The following is a 16,467-nucleotide window of genomic DNA, read 5'->3' on the forward strand; positions in this document are numbered from 1 at the left end:
GCAATACCGCTTACAGATTTGCGTTAAGGAACTCTTTCAACTGTCCTTTGGACAGGGCGCCAACCTTGGTGGCTATCACTTCACCATCGCGGAACAGCAACAGGGTGGGAATACCGCGGATACCATACTTAGGTGCAGTGGCCGGATTCTCGTCGATGTTCAATTTAGCGATGGTCAGTTTGCCATCGAATTCATCAGCGACTTCTGCCAGAATAGGCGCAATCATTTTACAAGGACCACACCATTCGGCCCAAAAATCGACCAAAAACAGCCCGTTGGCCTGTAATACGTCCTTTTCGAAGCTGTCGTCACTCAGATGAATAATTTTATTGCTCATGTTTTACTCCACAGAATTATCGTTACCTGCCGTTGCAGCAATGACCAACAACAGGTTGACTTTATTTCACTGTATACACTTTCGTAATGCAATGGTTAACTGTTATTCTACCACACTATGAGCAAAACACACTTAACAGAAAAGAAGTTTTCCGACTTCGCCCTGCATCCGTTAATCATTGAAGCGATTGATTCTAAAGGCTTTAACAATTGTACGCCCATTCAAGCGCTGACTTTGCCCATTACGCTTGCGGGCAAAGACGTCGCGGGCCAGGCGCAAACCGGTACCGGCAAAACGCTAGCCTTTCTAACGGCCACGTTTCATCATTTACTCACCCACCCTGCCGCCGAGGGACGTCAAACCAATCAACCGCGCGCTGATTATGGCGCCCACCCGCGAGCTGGCGGTGCAAATCCATTCCGATGCCGAACCATTAGCCCAGGCGACCGGCCTGAAAATAGGGCTGGCCTACGGCGGCGATGGTTATGATAAACAGCTGAAAATACTGGAATCCGGGGTCGATATCCTGGTGGGTACCACCGGCAGGCTGATTGATTACACCAAACAGAATTACGTCAATATGGGCGCCATACAGGTGGTGGTGCTGGACGAGGCCGATCGGATGTTCGACCTCGGCTTCATCAAAGATATCCGCTGGCTGTTCCGCCGTATGCCCGCCGACGCTGAACGGCTGAATATTCTGTTCTCCGCCACCCTCTCCTACCGGGTGCGCGAGCTGGCGTTCAAGCATATGAATAACGCCGAGTATGTCGAAGTGGAGCCGCTGCAGAAAACGGGCCACCGCATACAAGAAGAGTTGTTTTATCCTTCTAACGAAGAAAAAATGCGGCTGCTGCAAACCCTGGTCGAAGAAGAGTGGCCCGACCGGTGTATCATTTTCGCCAATACCAAGCACCGCTGCGAGGATATCTGGGGCCACCTGGCCGCTGACGGTCATCGCGTCGGGCTTCTGACCGGCGATGTCTCGCAAAAGCGGCGCCTGCGCATACTAGAAGAGTTTACCCAGGGCGCGCTGGATATTCTGGTGGCGACGGACGTGGCCGCGCACGGACTGCATATTCCCTCAGTGACCCACGTATTCAATTATGATCTGCCCGACGACTGCGAAGATTACGTCCACCGTATCGGCCGTGCCGGCGAGAGCGGTTGTTCCATCAGCCTGGCGTGTGAAGAATATGCGTTGAATCTTACCGCAATAGAAAGCTATATTGGCCATCAGATCCCCGTCAGTAAATACAACAGCGACGCGCTGCTGACCGACCTGCCCGCACCAAAACGGTTGACCCGCCCCCGCACCGGCAGTGGTCCCCGCCGCTGCAGCGACGCGCCATAACCGTAAACGTCCGGGCTAAACGCAGATGATAAGCGCCTCCTCACTTTATGCCGCCATTGACTTAGGCTCCAACAGCTTTCATATGTTGGTGGTGCGTGAGGTGGCCGGCACCCTCCAGACGCTGGCGCATCAAGCGTAAAGTGCGTCTGGCCGCCGGGCTTAACGGCGATAACCGGCTTTCCAGCGACGCGATGCAGCGGGGCTGGCAGTGCCTGCGCCTGTTTGCCGAACATTTGCAGGATATCCCCCCGCCCACGTTCGCGTGGTGGCCACCGCCACCACGCGCCTGGCCACTAACGCGGCGGAATTTTTCGGCCCGGCCAGTGATATTCTGGGCTGCCCGGTGCAGGTCATTTCAGGCGAAGAAGAAGCCCGGCTTATCTATCAGGGCGTCTCCCACACGACCGGCGGCTCCGATGAGCGTCTGGTGGTGGATATCGGCGGCGGCGGCACCGAGCTGGTGGTGGGGCGCGGGGCGCGAGAAAATCCGCCCGGTAGCCTTCCGGCTGCTGGCCCGGGGGTGGCAGGTGTGCGTCGGCGCCTTCGGTACGGTGCAGGCGCTGCAGGAAATTATGGTCGCCCAGGGGATGGACGAACATATTACGCTCAGCAAACTGCTGCAGCTTAAACAGCGCGCCATACACTGCGGCAAGCTCGAAGAGCTGGAAATCGAAGGACTGACGCTGGATCGAGCGCTGGTGTTCCCTAGCGGGTTGGCGATTTTACTGGCGGTATTTGCCGAACTTGGCATCAAGACGATGACCCTGGCGGGCGGCGCGCTGCGCAAGGGGATGATGTACGGCATGATGACGTTGCCGGTCGGCGGGGATATCCGCCAACGCACCCTGGAAAACTTGCAGCGCCGCTATCAGCTGGATACCGAGCAGGCGCAGCGGGTCGCCCGGCTAGCGGAGGGATTCGCCCGTCAGGTGGCCGAGAGCTGGCAACTGGACGAACGATGTTTTACGCTTTTGCGCTGCGCGTAAGCGCCCCGTGGAGGACGTCTTGAATTATTGGTGGGTTTGTTGTATGAGACAGTAAACCTACGTTATACGCTTATGCTCATTGCATTTTCACATTATATTGATTTTAATAACTTTTATTTCCATCCCGGTTTGAGTGATATGAAATTAGTGGTTCTGAAGTTTGTGATAGTGTCCATTAAAATTTAAGTGGACACTATCATCACCGGATTATCCATGATCTGACAGCCGTCCCTTATAGGATGCGGGTTCACTAGGCATCGTAGTGGAACATATTCTTACCGGGCCATACAACAAAGCCAGCAATAATTCAAGACGTCCTCCACGGGGCGCTTACACAGAAAGCAGGCTGGTTTTGACATTGAGTGGGAATTCCCTTCAACTTTATCTTCGTTTACCGCCTTAAGGAAATTACCATGCGTCTATACCTGCTCATTCCCTTGTGCCTTCTATTATCGGCCTGTTCACCCAAAAAATATCCGCTGACCATGGATGCCATCAGTGCGGACAAAGCGCAGCATATCATTAATGATATACAGGCACAGAGACAGGATAGCCGCGAGGAATTAATTGAACAGGTTTCGCAATCGTTTCTTGGCACGCCGTATCAGGCCAATACATTAATCGGCTCGGCGACGGAGCCCGAAAAGCTGGTGGTGGATTTCAATGGCGTCGACTGCTTCACCTTTCTTGATTACGTCAATGCGCTGAGCCAGTCGGCAAACAGAACAGATTTTTTCAATCAACTGGTGAAAACCCGCTACAAAAACGGCAAGGTGGCCTTTGTTAACCGTAAACATTTCTTCACGGATTGGTTTGCGAGCCAGCCGCGCAATGCGGTGGACGTCACCGCGCACATTATTAGTCCTAAGGCCAAGGTGGTTCATAAACACCTTAATCTGAAAGCGGGGGGCGGTAAATTTATTCCCGCTATCGGAGTATTTGAGCGCGACATTACCTACATCCCCGCGGGCGACTTGGATCAAGCAGCACTCAACGCAATCCATTCAGGGGACTATATTGGCATTTATTCCAAACTTGACGGACTGGATGTTTCCCATGTGGGCATCGCCATCAGGAAAGGGGACGACCTCTATTATCGTAATGTGTCTTCCTTACAGCGTAACCGCAGAGTGGTGGATACGCCGTTTATGGAATATATGCAAAGCAAACCCGGTATTGTGGTTTTGCGCGCATTGTAAAAGAAAAGCCAACGTGACTACCCCGCCCTGCCGGCCCGTCTCACGTTTGCTCAAGCGGCCTGCGCCAGAGGCGGGCGGCGATTCCGCTTTCTTCATCGCATTGGGGATCGTGGGAGCCACCGTGATGCCGCACAACCTCTACCTCCACTCTTCCATCGTACAATCGCGTCAATACGACCGCAGTAATGAACGGGCGGTGAAAGAGGCCATCCGCTACGCGACCATTGATTCCAATATACAGTTGGGATTCTCGTTTATTATTAATTGCTTACTTCTTATTCTTGGCGCCGCGCTATTTTTGGCAAAAACCCGGATGATATCGGCCGCTTTGCCCAGCTGTACGATGCCCTACAGGATCACAGCATGGTTGGCGCCATTGCCAGCGCCACCCTGGCAACGTTATTCGCCGTTGCGCTGTTGGCTTCCGGTCAGAATGCCACCATTACGGGGACCTTAACCGGGCAAATCGTGCTGGAAGCCTTCATCAATTTCCGGCTCCCGCTGTGGCAGCGGCGCCTGATTACCCGCCTGATTGCTATCATGCCGGTTGTGGCCTGCATCTATCTATGGGGAGACAAAGGGGACGTGGTTGAGAAACTCCTAGTCTATACCCAGGTATTTTTGAGCATCGCCTTACCGATTTCGATGATCCCGCTGCTGTATTTAACCTCATCCAAAAAGCGAATGGGCAAGTTTGTCAATTGCAAACCTTTTATGGTACTTGGCTGGCTGGCCACCGCGGTATTGGTGGTCTTAAACCTCCAGCTCATCATCGAAACGGTGCGAATGCTGTTCGGCTGAGAAACCTTGCGTCGTTGATAGGCAGGGTTCAGCTGCGCAACAGTGTGGCTGCAGAATTGCGCGCGGCTGAAGCGCAGTATTCAACGGAAGAACCGTGGTCGGTTTAAAGTTCAGCTAATGACGGTGCCAGGCCGCGCCGCGCCGTGCGGCCCCTTCACGCCGGCGTTCGCGCTCTTTAGCGGCCAGGATCTCAGCGAGAGGGGCGTTTATAGGGGTTGGGATCGCCGGGCTTGCGGGTTTTGAGCAGTTTTAGCACCCAGGTATACTGTTCAGGATTCGGACGCACCATCGTTTCCACCGCTTCATTCATGCGCCGCGCCACGGTAGCATCATCGGCATCCGTTAACGCTTCCATGGGCGGCAGAATATGAATATGCAGCAGGCTGGTTTTGCCGTCGTAGACCGGGAACAAGGGAACAACGGTGGCGCGGCAAACTTTCATCAGACGGCCGATAGCCGGCAGCGTCGCTTTGTACGTGGCAAAGAAATCCACAAACTCACTGTGCTCGGCGCCGTGATCCTGATCCGGTAAATAATACCCCCAATATCCCTGGCGCACCGAGCTGATAAAGGGTTTGATACCGTCGTTGCGCGCGTGCATACGGCCGCCAAAACGCCGACGCACGCGATTCCACATAAAGTCCACCAGCTCATTGCGCTGATTGTGGAACATGGCCGCCATTTTTTGGCCGCGCGCAGCCATCAGCATCGCCGGCACATCCACCGCCCAGCCGTGGGGTACCAGAAAGATGACATTGCGCCCCTCTTCCTGAAGCCGGATCAGCCATTCGTCGCCATGCCAGCGCACGCGCGCCAAGACTCGCTCTGGATCGCGGCAGGCCAGCTCGGCCATGAGGATGGTGGATTGCGTCACGCAGGCGAACATGTCGTCAATGATGGTTTCCCGCTGCTCTGCGGCGATTTCCGGCAGGCAGTAGGCCAAATTGACCTGCGTGCGAAAGCGCGCCTTGTGCGCAACGCGGCCAACCGCCCGGCCCAGCGCGCCCAGCACGGGATCGCGGAACCGGGGCGGGATCCAGGCGGCAGCAGCGATGGCACCTATCCCCAGCCAGACGCCCCAATAACGTGGGGTGTAGAATGCGTTTTTGAACGTCGGGATGAACTCTATCTGTCCGTTTTGCTTATTTTCCATGCATGCCTTTCTCAATGCTTGTCATCGCGCAGTACCCGCGGCTAACCGCATTATAAAGAAAAAAAGCAGCCGATGCAGGATCGGCCGCTGATGGCGTCATGTCAGTTTAACTGCAGCTGAGGCAGCATCTGTTTGACTTGGGCGAGATATTCGGCGCGGTCGCTGCCGGTCAGCCCTTCGGTGCACGGCAGTTTGGCGGTCAGGGGATTGACCGCCTGCTGGTTGATCCAGACTTCATAATGCAAATGGGGGCCGGTGGAGCGGCCGGTATTGCCGGACAAGGCGATGCGATCGCCGCGTTTCACTTTCTGTCCCGGCTTCACCAACAATTTTTTCAGATGCATATAGCGGGTCATGTATTGGCGGCCGTGGCGGATGGCCACATAGTTACCGGCGCCGCCGTCCCTTTTGCTGACCATCACCTCGCCGTCACCCACCGCCAGCACCTGCGTACCGACCGGCGCGGCGAAATCGACGCCGCGATGGGGCGCGATACGGCCGGTAACGGGGTTAAGCCTGCGCGGATTGAAATTGGAGGAGACGCGGAATTGTTTCACGGTGGGAAAACGCATAAAACCACGGGCGAGACCGGCGGCATCGCGGTTATAGAATTTACCGTCATCCGCACGGAAAGCGTAATAATCTTTCCCGCCTGTACGTAAGCGCACGCCGAGCAATTGACTTTGAGCGCTTTTGCCGTCCAGCATTTCCCTCGAGGTCAGAACCGAGAACTGATCCCCTTTACGCAACTTGCGGAAATCCAGCTGCCACTGCAGCGCTTTGATCACCGCGTTGATATCGCCGCCCGTCAGACCGGCTGCGCGGGCGCTGGTGACGAAACTGCCGTTGAGCTGGCCGGTCAAGGTGGTGTTGCACCATTCGCCTGTCATATTGGCGATGCTTTCCTTGAAACCGCCGTCCACGCGATCATAGGTGCGCGTCTCGCGGCGCGAGACATCCCAGGTCAGGCGCTGCAAATCGCCCTCGGCGGTCAGCGTCCAGGAGAGGGACTGGCCTATCTTCAGATTGCGCAGCGCGGGATTTTGCTGAGCCAGCGCGGTGACGTCGGCGATATCGATGCCGTACTGGGTAAGGACACTGCTTAGGGTATCGCCGGGGGAGATGACATATTCATGCACGCCGGCCTCCCCTTCCACGCGTTCGTCCAGTTCATCCTTCGGAATATCTTCGTCGCTGTCAGGGGTGGTCTGGTCGAGGGGTTCGCTGGCCTCGGGCGCCAGCTCACGCAATTGATGATCTTCCAACGGGATGATGCGGCTGGCGGGCCGTTCCACCACCGGGGAGTAGATATAGGGTCGCCAAACGGCGACGGCTAAAGTGACTATGGTTAGCGACCCCAGCATGACGCGGTGGGGTCGCGGCAGATGATTAAATGCCAGGGCGAAAGAGCGGGCTATCTGCTGCACTAATAACTATCCTCATGTGTTGTTCTCCAGGCAGCTCACGTACTGGTTCGTTAATTGAGACAGAAAGCGCGCGTAGCTTTCCTTGTCCAAGGCGATACCCATTCCCAGCGGGTCCAGGGTGCCAATACGCACGGATGTCCCGCGGGCGACGGCGTTGATAACGACTGGCCTGAATTGTGGCTCAGCAAAAATACAGGTCGCTTTTTGCTCAACCAACAGTGTTCTGATTTTGTGTAAAACCTGGGCGTCGGGTTGTATTTCGGGATTGATGGTGAAATATCCTAACGGCGTCAGGCCATAGTATGTTTCAAAATACCCATACGCATCGTGAAATACGTAATACCCTTTAGCGCGAACGGGTGCCAGCATTGTAGCGATATTTTTGTCATTTTTTGTCAAGACGGCGTTGAAAATTCGCAGATTATCGTCCAATTGTTGTTTCTTTTCGGGCATTAACTCCACGAGACGGTCATGGATCGCCTCGGCAGCGCGCCGAGCTATGGTCGGCGAAAGCCAGAAATGCATATTATATTCGCCGTGGTGATGGCCGTCGTCGCCACCGCCGTCGTAATCATGCCCATGATTTTCATGCAATTCTTCGCCGCCTTTTTGCAAAAGCGGCTTAACGGACGGCAGGCTGGCCAAGGTAATGCGCCGCGCGGCAGGCAGCGAGGAGGCGGGTCCGGAGAGAAATGCCTCCATTTCCGGCCCTATCCACACCAGCACATCGGCTTTCTTTAACCGCAGCGCATCCGTCGGCCGCAAAGCATAATCATGGGGCGAGGCGCCATCGGGCAATACTATCTCCACCGGCATAACGCCATCGGCGACGACCGCGGCCTACGCGTTGACGCCCGCCGCCATCCCTAACGCGGCCCCAAGACAGGCGAAACGGCAGGTACGGCCAACGGTGCGCAATAAAGCGGCGGGATAGGATGAGGGCATGGCAATATTCTCATCGGCAACGAAGCGGGTTGTTATGTTATAATAACGCGGTAATTTAACAACCGTAATCATCATGACCGATTTGGTAATCCTGGAACACATTGGCGTCGCCTTTGGCCGAAAAGCGGTGCTGCACGATATCTCTTTCACCCTGCGCCCCGGTCACATTCTTACCCTGCTGGGCCCGAACGGCGCCGGCCAGTCGACACTGGGGCGGGTGGTGCTCGGGCTTATCGCCCCCACTGAGGGTACGCTAAGACGCCAGCCCAAACTGCTCATGGGGTATGTACCGCAAAAAATACATCTGGACCCCACGTTGCCGCTGACGGTGGAACGCTTCATGCGTTTGCGGCCGGGCGTCAAGAAAAGCTATATAGCGCCGTCACTGGCGCGGGTGTAGGCGCAACATTTGCAGACGGCGCCCATGCAAAAACTTTCCGGCGGTGAAATGCAACGGGTGCTACTGGCGCGCGCCCTGCTCAATTCACCCCAGCTATTGGTGCTGGACGAGCCGACCCAGGGCGTGGATGTCAACGGCCAGGTGGCGCTGTATGATTTAATCGACAACATTCGCCGCGCCCTCGGTTGCGCAGTGTTGATGGTATCGCACGATTTACATCTGGTGATGGCGAAAACCGATGAAGTGCTGTGCCTTAATCACCATATCTGCTGTTCCGGCACGCCGGATGTGGTCTCGGGCCACCCTGATTTTATCGCCATGTTCGGGCAGCGCTGACCGGTGCCGCCCGCGCAGGGAGCGTGTCGTCATGATTGAATTATTGCTCTCCGGCTGGTTCGCCGGCGTGCTGTTATCGCTGGCGGCAGGTCCCCTCGGCACCTTCGTGGTGTGGCGCAAAATGTCGTATTTCGGCGATACCCTCGCCCATGCCTCACTGTTAGGCGTTGCTTTCGGCCTGTTACTGAACATCAATAATCCGTTTTACGCGGTGATTGCGGTTACGCTGGCGCTCGGGCTGGTGTGGCTGGAACGCTTCCCCCAGTTGGCTATCGATACGTTGTTGGGCATCATGGCACACGGTTCGCTCTCCCTGGGCCTGGTGGTGGTCAGCCTGATGCAGGGGGTGCGGGTCGATCTGATGGCCTATCTGTTTGGCGATCTGCTGGCGGTCACGCCGCAGGATATTGCGCTGTGGGCGTGGGGGTCGCGGTAGTGCTGACGCTTATCTTATGGCAATGGCGCACGCTGTTGTCCGTGACCATCAGCCCCGAATTGGCCCACTTGGACGGGGATCCCCCTGCCCCGCGTCAAGCTGCTCTTGATGCTGGTCACGGCGCTGACCATCGGGCTGGCGATGAAGTTTGTCGGTGCGTTAATTATTACTTCGCTGCTCATCATTCCCGCCGCGGCCGCGCGCCGTTGTGCGCGCAGCCCGGAGCAAATGGCGTTATACGCCACCCTAGCGGGCGCGTTGGCGGTCACCGGCGGACTGGCCTTTTCCGCGTTCTACGATACACCGGCCGGCCCATCCGTTGTGCTGTGCGCCTCGGTGCTGTTCCTGCCCAGCCTGACCGTCAAAGCGCGCTCTTGACCGCCGAGAGCGGCGCAACACCCTGTCATCCGCCGCCTCCGGTCACTGCGCCGGTTCCGCGGCGGTGGGACGCGGCCGCTGATGCTCGGTTGCGGCGGCGTTATTCGTCCTCGCCGCCGTGTCCCTCAAGCCCGAAATGGCGATACGCGTGGACGGTAGCGATACGCCCGCGGGGGATTCGCTGTATAAACCCTTGCTGGATCAAAAACGGCTCCAGCACATCTTCAATCGTCTCGCGCTCCTCGCCGATCGCCGCCACCAGGTTATCCAACCCTACCGGTCCGCCAACAAATTTATCTATGATGGCCAGCAGCAGCTTGCGATCCATGAAGTCGAACCCTTGGGTACCGACATTCAGCATGTTCAGCGCGTTCCCCGCCACCTCATCGGTGATGTGGCCAACGGCCCGCACGTCGGCAAAGTCACGGACCCGGCGCAGCAGCCGGTTGGCGATACGCGGCGTACCGCGCGCCGACTTCGGTAATGTTCAGCGCCAGGCAGGCGGCGCTGCGGCTGACAATATGCTGCAAATCCCCCGTCTGATAAAACTCCAGCCGCTGCACGATACCAAACCGGTCGCGCAGCGGCGGCGTCAGCGAGCCTGCGCGGGTGGTGGCGCCCACCAGGGTAAACGGAGGGAGCTCGATTTTGATAGAGCGAGCGGCCGGCTCCTCGCCTATCATGATATCCAGTTGATAATCCTCCATTGCCGGATAAAGCACTTCCTCCACTACCGGCGAAAGCCGATGGATCTCATCGATAAATAAAACGTCATGGGGCTCGAGGTTGGTCAGCATCGCCGCCAGATCGCCGGCTTTTTCCAGCACCGGACCCGAGGTGGTGCACAGATTGACTCCCATTTCATTGGCGACAATGTTCGCCAGCGTGGTTTTACCCAGCCCGGTCGGCCCCGAGATGAGCAAATGATCGAGCGTGTCGCCGCGCATTTTCGCCGCCTGAATGAAAATCTCCATCTGCTCGCGCACGTGGGGCTGACCGATATAGTCCGCCAGTGTTTTCGGCCGGATAGCGCGGTCGATAACCTCTTCTTCGGTCACCGTCGCGGCACTCATCAGTCGATCGGCTTCTATCATCCTCTACCTCACAGCGCGGCGCATCACGGATAAGCATTTCACAATCGGCGCCGGCGCTCGCCACTTTGCTCACCATCCGGCTTGCCTCCTGGGGTTTATACCCCAGCGCCACAACCGCTTCGCTCTCGGGATCGGCCGGATTGACCTGCGCGTCGATGGCGGGGGGGATATCGCCTACGCCCTGGGGCGCGAACAGATCGCCGGACAGACCTTTAAATCTGTCCTTCATTTCCACCACCAGCCGTTCCGCGGTCTTTTTGCCAACCCCGGGCAATTTCACCAGCGCGTTAATTTCCTGGCGCTCCACGGCGCTGACAAATTGCGGCGCCGACATCCCGGAGAGAATCACCAGCGCCAGCTTCGGCCCGACGCCGTTCACTTTAATCAGTTCGCGAAACAGGACCCGCTCCTGCTTATGGATAAAACCAAACAGCAACTGGGCGTCCTCACGCACCACGAAATGGGTGAAGATAACCGCCTCCTGACCGGTTTCCGGCAGGGCATAGAAACAGGTCATCGGCAATTGCACCTCATAACCCACCCCATGAGTTTCCAACAGCACCTGCGGCGGCTGCTTTTCCAGAATGATGCCTCTGAGACGTCCGATCACCTCGACTTTCCTTTACGCGTCAGGTTATTGCTTTTGATGGTTATGCTTATAACATAATAAAGGCTGGATGGATATCCAGCCTGAAGGTAAACGTGCCACAGCCGGATGTCAGCTTAGCCTGCCGCGCGCCAGATTAATCCTGCCGCTGCCCATGCGCAGGGCATTCTGGCTGACGTGGCAATGGGTGATGGCGATGGCCAACGCATCGGCGGCGTCCGCCTGCGGGTTAGCCGATAGCATTAATAGGGTACGCACCATATGCTGTACCTGGCTTTTCTCCGCTGACCCCGTGCCCACCACCGTCTGTTTGACCTGACGGGCCGCATATTCAAACACCGGTAAATCCAGGTTAATCGCCGCCACGACGCCGCGCGCCTGGCCCAGTTTTAGCGCCGAGTCGGCGTTTTTGGCCATAAAGACCTGCTCAATCGCCAGGCAGTCCGGTTGAAACTGCGTGATGATCTTGCTGACGCCGGCATAGATAAGCTTCAGGCGACCGGGTAGATCGTCCACTTTGGTACGGATACAGTCGCTGCCCAGGTAGCTCAGTTTACGCCCATCCTGACGCACGATACCATAGCCGGTAATACGCGAGCCGGGATCGATACCCAATATCACGGTCATACCGCTGCCGCCTGGCGCGCGCGATAACGCGGGAAACCGGTCATCACAGGGTCGCCGCCACCTCGTCGGAAATCTCACCGTTGTGGTAGACTTCCTGCACATCATCGGAGTCTTCCAGCATATCGATAAGGCGCAGTAATTTGGGCGCGGTCTCCGCATCCAGATCGGCGCGGGTAGACGGGACCAGCGCGACTTCCGAGGATTCCGGCGTCAGACCGGCCGCCTCCAGCGCGTCTTTGACTTCGCCGAACGCGTCCGGCGTGGTGTACACATCGATCGCGCCATCATCATAAGTGATAACGTCATCGGCGCCGGCTTCCAGCGCCGCGTCCATGATGGTATCTTCGCTCAGGCCCGGCGCGAACGAAATCACCCCTCTTTTGGTGAACAGATACGAAACGGAGCCATCGGTGCCCAAATTGCCGCCGGTTTTGGTAAAGGTGTGACGCACCTCGGACACGGTACGGTTGCGATTATCGCTCAAGCACTCAACCATGACCGCGGTACCGCCGGGGCCATAGCCTTCATAAATAATGGTCTCCATCTGGACGTCGTCATCCCCTCCCACGCCGCGGGCGATGGCGCGATTGAGCGTGTCACGCGTCATGTTATTCGCTAAGGCTTTATCCACCGCCGCGCGCAAGCGAGGGTTGGAGCCGACATCCCCGCCGCCCAGTCTGGCGGCGGTAACCAATTCGCGGATAATCTTGGTGAAAATTTTCCCGCGTTTGGCGTCCTGTGCGGCTTTACGATGCTTGGTATTGGCCCACTTACTATGACTTGCCATATCTCTCTCCGAAAAAAGCCTTCTCAGGCCGGATAAATAACAAATTCTTCAATCGCCTGCCGGTTACTCCAGGATTTGGTCAGCGCGTCGGCGGCCATCCAGCGCCAGCTGAGATGCTCGCTTAACACGGGCGCCTGCTCACAGGGTAGCGTCAAACAGAACCAATATTCTGTATTGTGCGTCACTCCGGGCGCGTAACGGTGGCGAAAATGACTAAAAATCTCAAATTGAATGCAGCGCTGGCAATCGGTAAGCGTCAGTCCCCCGGCATCGACATCAAACCCGGTTTCTTCGCGCTCTTCCCGCTGCGCCGCCGCCGCCGGAGGTTCACCGGCGTCTATACTGCCGGTAACCGACTGCCAAAATGCCGGGTCATCCCGGCGCTGTAACATCAAAACCCGCCCGCTGTCGGTGGCGGAGATGACCACCAGCACCGAAATTGGGCGTTTATAGGCCATTATGACCGACCGTTTTCCATCGCTTCCTTACCCTTGCCGACAACCGCAATCGACAGATCGGCCAGCGCCTCGGCATTGCCGAAGCTGGGGGCTTCGGTCATCAGATCCGCCGCCGCGGTGGTTTTCGGAAACGCAATAACATCGCGGATATTGTCGGTGCCGGTCAGCAGCATCACCAGGCGATCCAGGCCGAAGGCCAGGCCCGCATGGGGCGGCGTGCCATATTTTAATGCATCGAGCAGGAAACCGAATTTCTCCTGCTGTTCCTGTTCATTGATACCCAGAATGCCGAACACGGTCTGCTGCATGTCGCCGCGGTGGATACGCACCGAGCCGCCGCCGACCTCGTTACCGTTGATAACCATATCGTAGGCGTTGGCCACCACCGCCGTCGGGCAGGCGGCCAGCGTCTTTGCATCGATATCCTTCGGCGCGGTGAAGGGATGATGCATCGTGGCCAGGCCGCCGTCTTCGTCTTCCTCAAACATCGGAAAGTCGACCACCCACAGCGGCGCCCAGCGGTCGGTTTCCGTGAGCCGCAAATCCAGGCCGAGCTTGAGACGCAGTGCCCCCAGCGCATCGGTCACGACACTTGCGCGATCCGCGCCGAAGAAAACGATATCGCCGTCGGCGGCATGGGTGCGCGCGAGGATCTGCTCGATCACCTGCGGCCCCAGGAATTTCGCCACCGGGCTTTGCACCCCTTCTGCGCCGGCGTCACGCTGGTTGACCTTCATCCACGCCAGCCCTTTGGCGCCATAGATTTCAATATATTTGCCGTATTCGTCAATCTGCTTGCGGCTCAACTGCGTGCCACCGGGCACGCGCAACGCCGCCACGCGGCCCTTGGCGTCGTTGGCGGGCGCGGAGAACACATTGAACGCCACGTCTTTGACCAAATCCGCCACGTCCACCAGCTCCATCGGATTGCGCAAATCCGGTTTGTCGGAACCGAAGCGGCGCATGGCGTCGGCATAGGTCATCTGCGGGAAAACGCCCAGGTCGACGCCGGTAATGTCGCGCCACAAATCGCGCACCAGCCGCTCCATCACCTCGCGCACCTGCGCCGCGCTCATGAATGACGTTTCCACATCGATCTGGGTGAACTCCGGCTGACGATCGGCGCGCAGGTCTTCATCGCGGAAACATTTCACGATCTGGTAGTAGCGGTCGAAACCCGACATCATCAGCAGCTGTTTAAACAGCTGCGGTGACTGCGGCAAGGCGTAAAACTTGCCTTTATGCACCCGGCTGGGCACCAGGTAATCACGCGCGCCTTCCGGCGTTGCTTTGGTCAACATCGGCGTTTCGATATCAAGAAACCCTTCGGCATCCATGAAACGACGGACGAAACTGGAGATACGCGCCCGCGTTTTGAGGCGCTGCGCCATAACGGGACGACGTAAATCGAGGTAGCGGAATTTCAGGCGCTGCTCTTCGGTATTATTCTGATTGGCGTCGAGCGGCAGCGGCTCCGAGCGGTTGATAATGGTCAGTTGGGTGGCCAGTACTTCTACGGCGCCGGTGGCCATATCGCTATTGACCTGGCTGTCCGGGCGGGCGCGCACGATACCGGTCAGTTGCAGACAGAATTCATTGCGCAGCTCGGCGGCGCGGGCGAAGGCATCCTGACGATCGGGATCAAAAAATACCTGCACCAGGCCTTCCCGGTCACGCATGTCGATGAAAATCAGACCGCCGAGATCACGACGGTGGTTGACCCAACCGCATAACGTCACTTCCTGGCCAACATGTGACAGGTTCAGCTGTCCGCAATATACAGTACGCATTAGGATATCCTTAAAATTCAGCCCGTCAGCGGGTGCCGCGGAATGGGACAAAACGAGCTGTTATTCATTAATGGCTGCGCCCGGCGTGGGCGAACCGGCGCCGAGTCTTTGCCCGGCATCACCGGCCGGCGGGTGCGCGCTGCACGGGCCGGCGTTTGAAAGGCGGTCATTATAAAGGAATTTCAGGCATAGCATAAGCCCGTCTGGGCGTACGCTTACAGTGTAACCGCCAGTAGCTCAGCCTGCTGTGTAGTGGGGATTTTAGGTTGGACACCGAACTTGCCCTGACGGTAGAGCTGGCGCCAGTTGAACAGCAAATTGTCATTGATACCGTTATCCTGTGCCAGCTTGGCAATGGATACGCCGGGCTGGAGCGCCTGCTCAACCAGCTTAATTTTAAAGTCCAGCGGGAAATTTGGACGACGTCTTGAGGGTTTTGGTGGGATTTGTTTCATGAATTGCGCCCATTAAAAAAATAATGGACATCATCTTCAATAACTTGATGGGGAATTAACAGACGACGCTGGGCGTACACTTATCAATCCCATCAAGGTCACCATCCTGACGCCGGGAATGGACGAGACCGGCGAAATGGCGTCGGAGGGGATCCCGGCTTCGCTGGTGGCCAAGTTCCTCGATGAGCGCGGCGTGGTGGTAGAAAAAACCGGCCATTATAATCTGCTGTTTTTGTTTAGTATTGGTATCGATATCGATAAAACCAAGGCGATGAGCCTGTTGCGCGGCTTGACCGAGTTTAAGCGTGCCTACGATCTTAATCTGCGGGTGCGCAATATGTTGCCGGACCTGTACGCGGAAGATCCTGATTTCTACCGCCACATGCGTATTCAGGATCTGGCGCAGGGTATCCACGGGTTAATTCGCCAGCATCATCTGCCGCAACTGATGCTCAATGCTTTCGCGGTGCTTCCCGAGATGAAAATGACGCCTTACGCCGCGTTCCAACAGCAGGTGCGCGGCAACGTGGAAACCGTTGAGCTGTCGCAAATGGTCGGTCGCATCTCCGCTAACATGCTGTTGCCGTACCCGCCAGGGGTACCGGTGGTGATGCCCGGCGAGATGATCACCGAAGGCAGTCGTGCGGTGCTGGATTTCCTACTGATGCTGTGCTCAATCGGCCAACACTATCCGGGCTTTGAGACCGACATTCACGGCGCTGAACTGACCGAGGATGGCCGTTATTGGGTACTGAAATAAACGTAAGCGCCCCGTGGAGGACGTCTTGAATTATTGGTGGGTTTGTTGTATGGCCCGGTAAGAATATGTTCCACTACGATGCCTAGTGAACCCGCATCCTATAAGGGACGGCTGTCAGATCATGGATAATCCGGCGA

General features: G+C 57.0%; 11 protein-coding genes and 9 pseudogenes. 9 read left to right on the top strand and 11 right to left on the bottom strand.

The window, feature by feature from the left end; translation table 11 throughout:
- Positions 1 to 10 precede the first annotated feature (10 nt).
- Positions 11 to 337 carry a thioredoxin TrxA gene (gene trxA, locus ACMX3H_RS06730; protein ID WP_415210256.1) on the bottom strand — a complete coding sequence of 109 codons (327 nt, stop codon included), beginning with the start codon at positions 335 to 337 and terminating at the stop codon, positions 11 to 13.
- A 117-nt stretch (positions 338 to 454) separates the two neighbouring features.
- Here trxA and rhlB point away from each other — a divergent pair.
- The 6 genes and pseudogenes from rhlB to ACMX3H_RS06760 all read left to right on the top strand — a co-directional run bounded on the left by rhlB (position 455) and on the right by ACMX3H_RS06760 (position 4,677).
- A pseudogene (rhlB, locus tag ACMX3H_RS06735) lies at positions 455 to 1,710 on the top strand (ATP-dependent RNA helicase RhlB).
- Positions 1,711 to 1,716: 6 nt separating this feature from the next.
- Positions 1,717 to 2,674 (top strand): annotated as a pseudogene (locus ACMX3H_RS06740) (guanosine-5'-triphosphate,3'-diphosphate pyrophosphatase); the annotation flags it as partial.
- 265 nt (positions 2,675 to 2,939) lie between these two features.
- The gene (locus tag ACMX3H_RS06745; RefSeq protein ID WP_415210257.1) at positions 2,940 to 3,080 is read left to right on the top strand and encodes a hypothetical protein; all 141 of its coding nucleotides are present in this window, start codon (positions 2,940 to 2,942) and stop codon (positions 3,078 to 3,080) included.
- A 10-nt stretch (positions 3,081 to 3,090) separates the two neighbouring features.
- Positions 3,091 to 3,876, top strand: coding sequence for a DUF1460 domain-containing protein (locus ACMX3H_RS06750; protein WP_415209882.1), 786 nt, complete (start codon positions 3,091 to 3,093; stop codon positions 3,874 to 3,876).
- Between the two features lie 124 nt (positions 3,877 to 4,000).
- Complete coding sequence (locus ACMX3H_RS06755; RefSeq protein ID WP_415209899.1) at positions 4,001 to 4,333, top strand: divalent metal cation transporter; 333 nt, start codon at positions 4,001 to 4,003, stop codon at positions 4,331 to 4,333.
- The gene (locus ACMX3H_RS06760; protein WP_415209883.1) at positions 4,240 to 4,677 is read left to right on the top strand and encodes a divalent metal cation transporter; all 438 of its coding nucleotides are present in this window, start codon (positions 4,240 to 4,242) and stop codon (positions 4,675 to 4,677) included. Before ACMX3H_RS06755 ends, ACMX3H_RS06760 begins: the two co-directional genes overlap by 94 nt.
- A 190-nt stretch (positions 4,678 to 4,867) precedes the next feature.
- Here the strand turns inward: ACMX3H_RS06760 and lpxM are convergent, their stop codons facing one another.
- The 3 genes and pseudogenes from lpxM to znuA all read right to left on the bottom strand — a co-directional run.
- On the bottom strand, positions 4,868 to 5,830 hold the full coding sequence (gene lpxM / locus ACMX3H_RS06765; protein WP_415209884.1) for a lauroyl-Kdo(2)-lipid IV(A) myristoyltransferase: 963 nt from the start codon (positions 5,828 to 5,830) through the stop codon (positions 4,868 to 4,870).
- Positions 5,831 to 5,931: 101 nt separating this feature from the next.
- Positions 5,932 to 7,257 (bottom strand): murein DD-endopeptidase MepM, encoded by a 1,326-nt coding sequence (gene mepM / locus ACMX3H_RS06770; RefSeq protein WP_415209885.1) that lies wholly within the window; start codon positions 7,255 to 7,257, stop codon positions 5,932 to 5,934.
- 12 nt (positions 7,258 to 7,269) lie between these two features.
- Positions 7,270 to 8,097 (bottom strand): annotated as a pseudogene (znuA, locus tag ACMX3H_RS06775) (zinc ABC transporter substrate-binding protein ZnuA); the annotation flags it as partial.
- A 178-nt stretch (positions 8,098 to 8,275) separates the two neighbouring features.
- Here znuA and znuC point away from each other — a divergent pair.
- Both znuC and znuB read left to right on the top strand, forming a co-directional pair.
- Positions 8,276 to 8,935, top strand: a pseudogene (znuC, locus tag ACMX3H_RS06780) (zinc ABC transporter ATP-binding protein ZnuC); the annotation flags it as partial.
- A gap of 34 nt (positions 8,936 to 8,969) precedes the next feature.
- A pseudogene (gene znuB, locus ACMX3H_RS06785) lies at positions 8,970 to 9,752 on the top strand (zinc ABC transporter permease subunit ZnuB).
- A gap of 100 nt (positions 9,753 to 9,852) precedes the next feature.
- Here the strand turns inward: znuB and ruvB are convergent.
- From ruvB to ACMX3H_RS06820, 7 genes and pseudogenes are all read right to left on the bottom strand, one after another.
- A pseudogene (gene ruvB, locus ACMX3H_RS06790) lies at positions 9,853 to 10,846 on the bottom strand (Holliday junction branch migration DNA helicase RuvB).
- 4 nt (positions 10,847 to 10,850) lie between these two features.
- Positions 10,851 to 11,456: pseudogene (gene ruvA, locus ACMX3H_RS06795) on the bottom strand (Holliday junction branch migration protein RuvA); the annotation flags it as partial.
- A gap of 108 nt (positions 11,457 to 11,564) precedes the next feature.
- Positions 11,565 to 12,080, bottom strand: a complete 516-nt coding sequence (gene ruvC, locus ACMX3H_RS06800) for a crossover junction endodeoxyribonuclease RuvC (RefSeq protein WP_415209887.1) — start codon at positions 12,078 to 12,080, stop codon at positions 11,565 to 11,567.
- A 43-nt stretch (positions 12,081 to 12,123) separates the two neighbouring features.
- Positions 12,124 to 12,867: a YebC/PmpR family DNA-binding transcriptional regulator gene (locus tag ACMX3H_RS06805; RefSeq protein WP_415209888.1), complete on the bottom strand. Its 744-nt coding sequence runs from the start codon at positions 12,865 to 12,867 to the stop codon at positions 12,124 to 12,126.
- Between the two features lie 23 nt (positions 12,868 to 12,890).
- Complete coding sequence (gene nudB / locus ACMX3H_RS06810; protein WP_415209889.1) at positions 12,891 to 13,325, bottom strand: dihydroneopterin triphosphate diphosphatase; 435 nt, start codon at positions 13,323 to 13,325, stop codon at positions 12,891 to 12,893.
- Positions 13,325 to 15,115 (bottom strand): aspartate--tRNA ligase, encoded by a 1,791-nt coding sequence (aspS, locus tag ACMX3H_RS06815; protein ID WP_415209890.1) that lies wholly within the window; start codon positions 15,113 to 15,115, stop codon positions 13,325 to 13,327. The genes nudB and aspS overlap by 1 nt, the downstream gene beginning before the upstream one ends.
- Before the next feature lie 218 nt (positions 15,116 to 15,333).
- Positions 15,334 to 15,540, bottom strand: a pseudogene (locus tag ACMX3H_RS06820) (transposase); the annotation flags it as partial.
- A gap of 115 nt (positions 15,541 to 15,655) precedes the next feature.
- On the opposite strand from ACMX3H_RS06820, the pseudogene ACMX3H_RS06825 reads away from it, so the two are divergent.
- A pseudogene (locus tag ACMX3H_RS06825) lies at positions 15,656 to 16,330 on the top strand (lysine decarboxylase LdcC); the annotation flags it as partial.
- Positions 16,331 to 16,467 lie beyond the last annotated feature (137 nt).

It is taken from the genome of Sodalis sp. (in: enterobacteria) (assembly GCF_047607725.1).
Classification (GTDB): Bacteria; Pseudomonadota; Gammaproteobacteria; order Enterobacterales; family Enterobacteriaceae; genus JBLKSS01.

Bases quoted from the DNA above. Each gene is read 5' to 3' on its own strand.
- trxA (WP_415210256.1), bottom strand. From the start codon at position 337: ATGAGCAATAAAATTATTCATCTGAGTGACGACAGCTTCGAAAAGGAC.
- ACMX3H_RS06750 (WP_415209882.1), top strand. From the start codon at position 3,091: ATGCGTCTATACCTGCTCATTCCCTTGTGCCTTCTATTATCGGCCTGT.
- ACMX3H_RS06755 (WP_415209899.1), top strand. From the start codon at position 4,001: ATGCCGCACAACCTCTACCTCCACTCTTCCATCGTACAATCGCGTCAA.
- ACMX3H_RS06760 (WP_415209883.1), top strand. From the start codon at position 4,240: ATGGTTGGCGCCATTGCCAGCGCCACCCTGGCAACGTTATTCGCCGTT.
- lpxM (WP_415209884.1), bottom strand. From the start codon at position 5,830: ATGGAAAATAAGCAAAACGGACAGATAGAGTTCATCCCGACGTTCAAA.
- ruvC (WP_415209887.1), bottom strand. From the start codon at position 12,080: ATGACCGTGATATTGGGTATCGATCCCGGCTCGCGTATTACCGGCTAT.
- ACMX3H_RS06805 (WP_415209888.1), bottom strand. From the start codon at position 12,867: ATGGCAAGTCATAGTAAGTGGGCCAATACCAAGCATCGTAAAGCCGCA.
- nudB (WP_415209889.1), bottom strand. From the start codon at position 13,325: ATGGCCTATAAACGCCCAATTTCGGTGCTGGTGGTCATCTCCGCCACC.
- aspS (WP_415209890.1), bottom strand. From the start codon at position 15,115: ATGCGTACTGTATATTGCGGACAGCTGAACCTGTCACATGTTGGCCAG.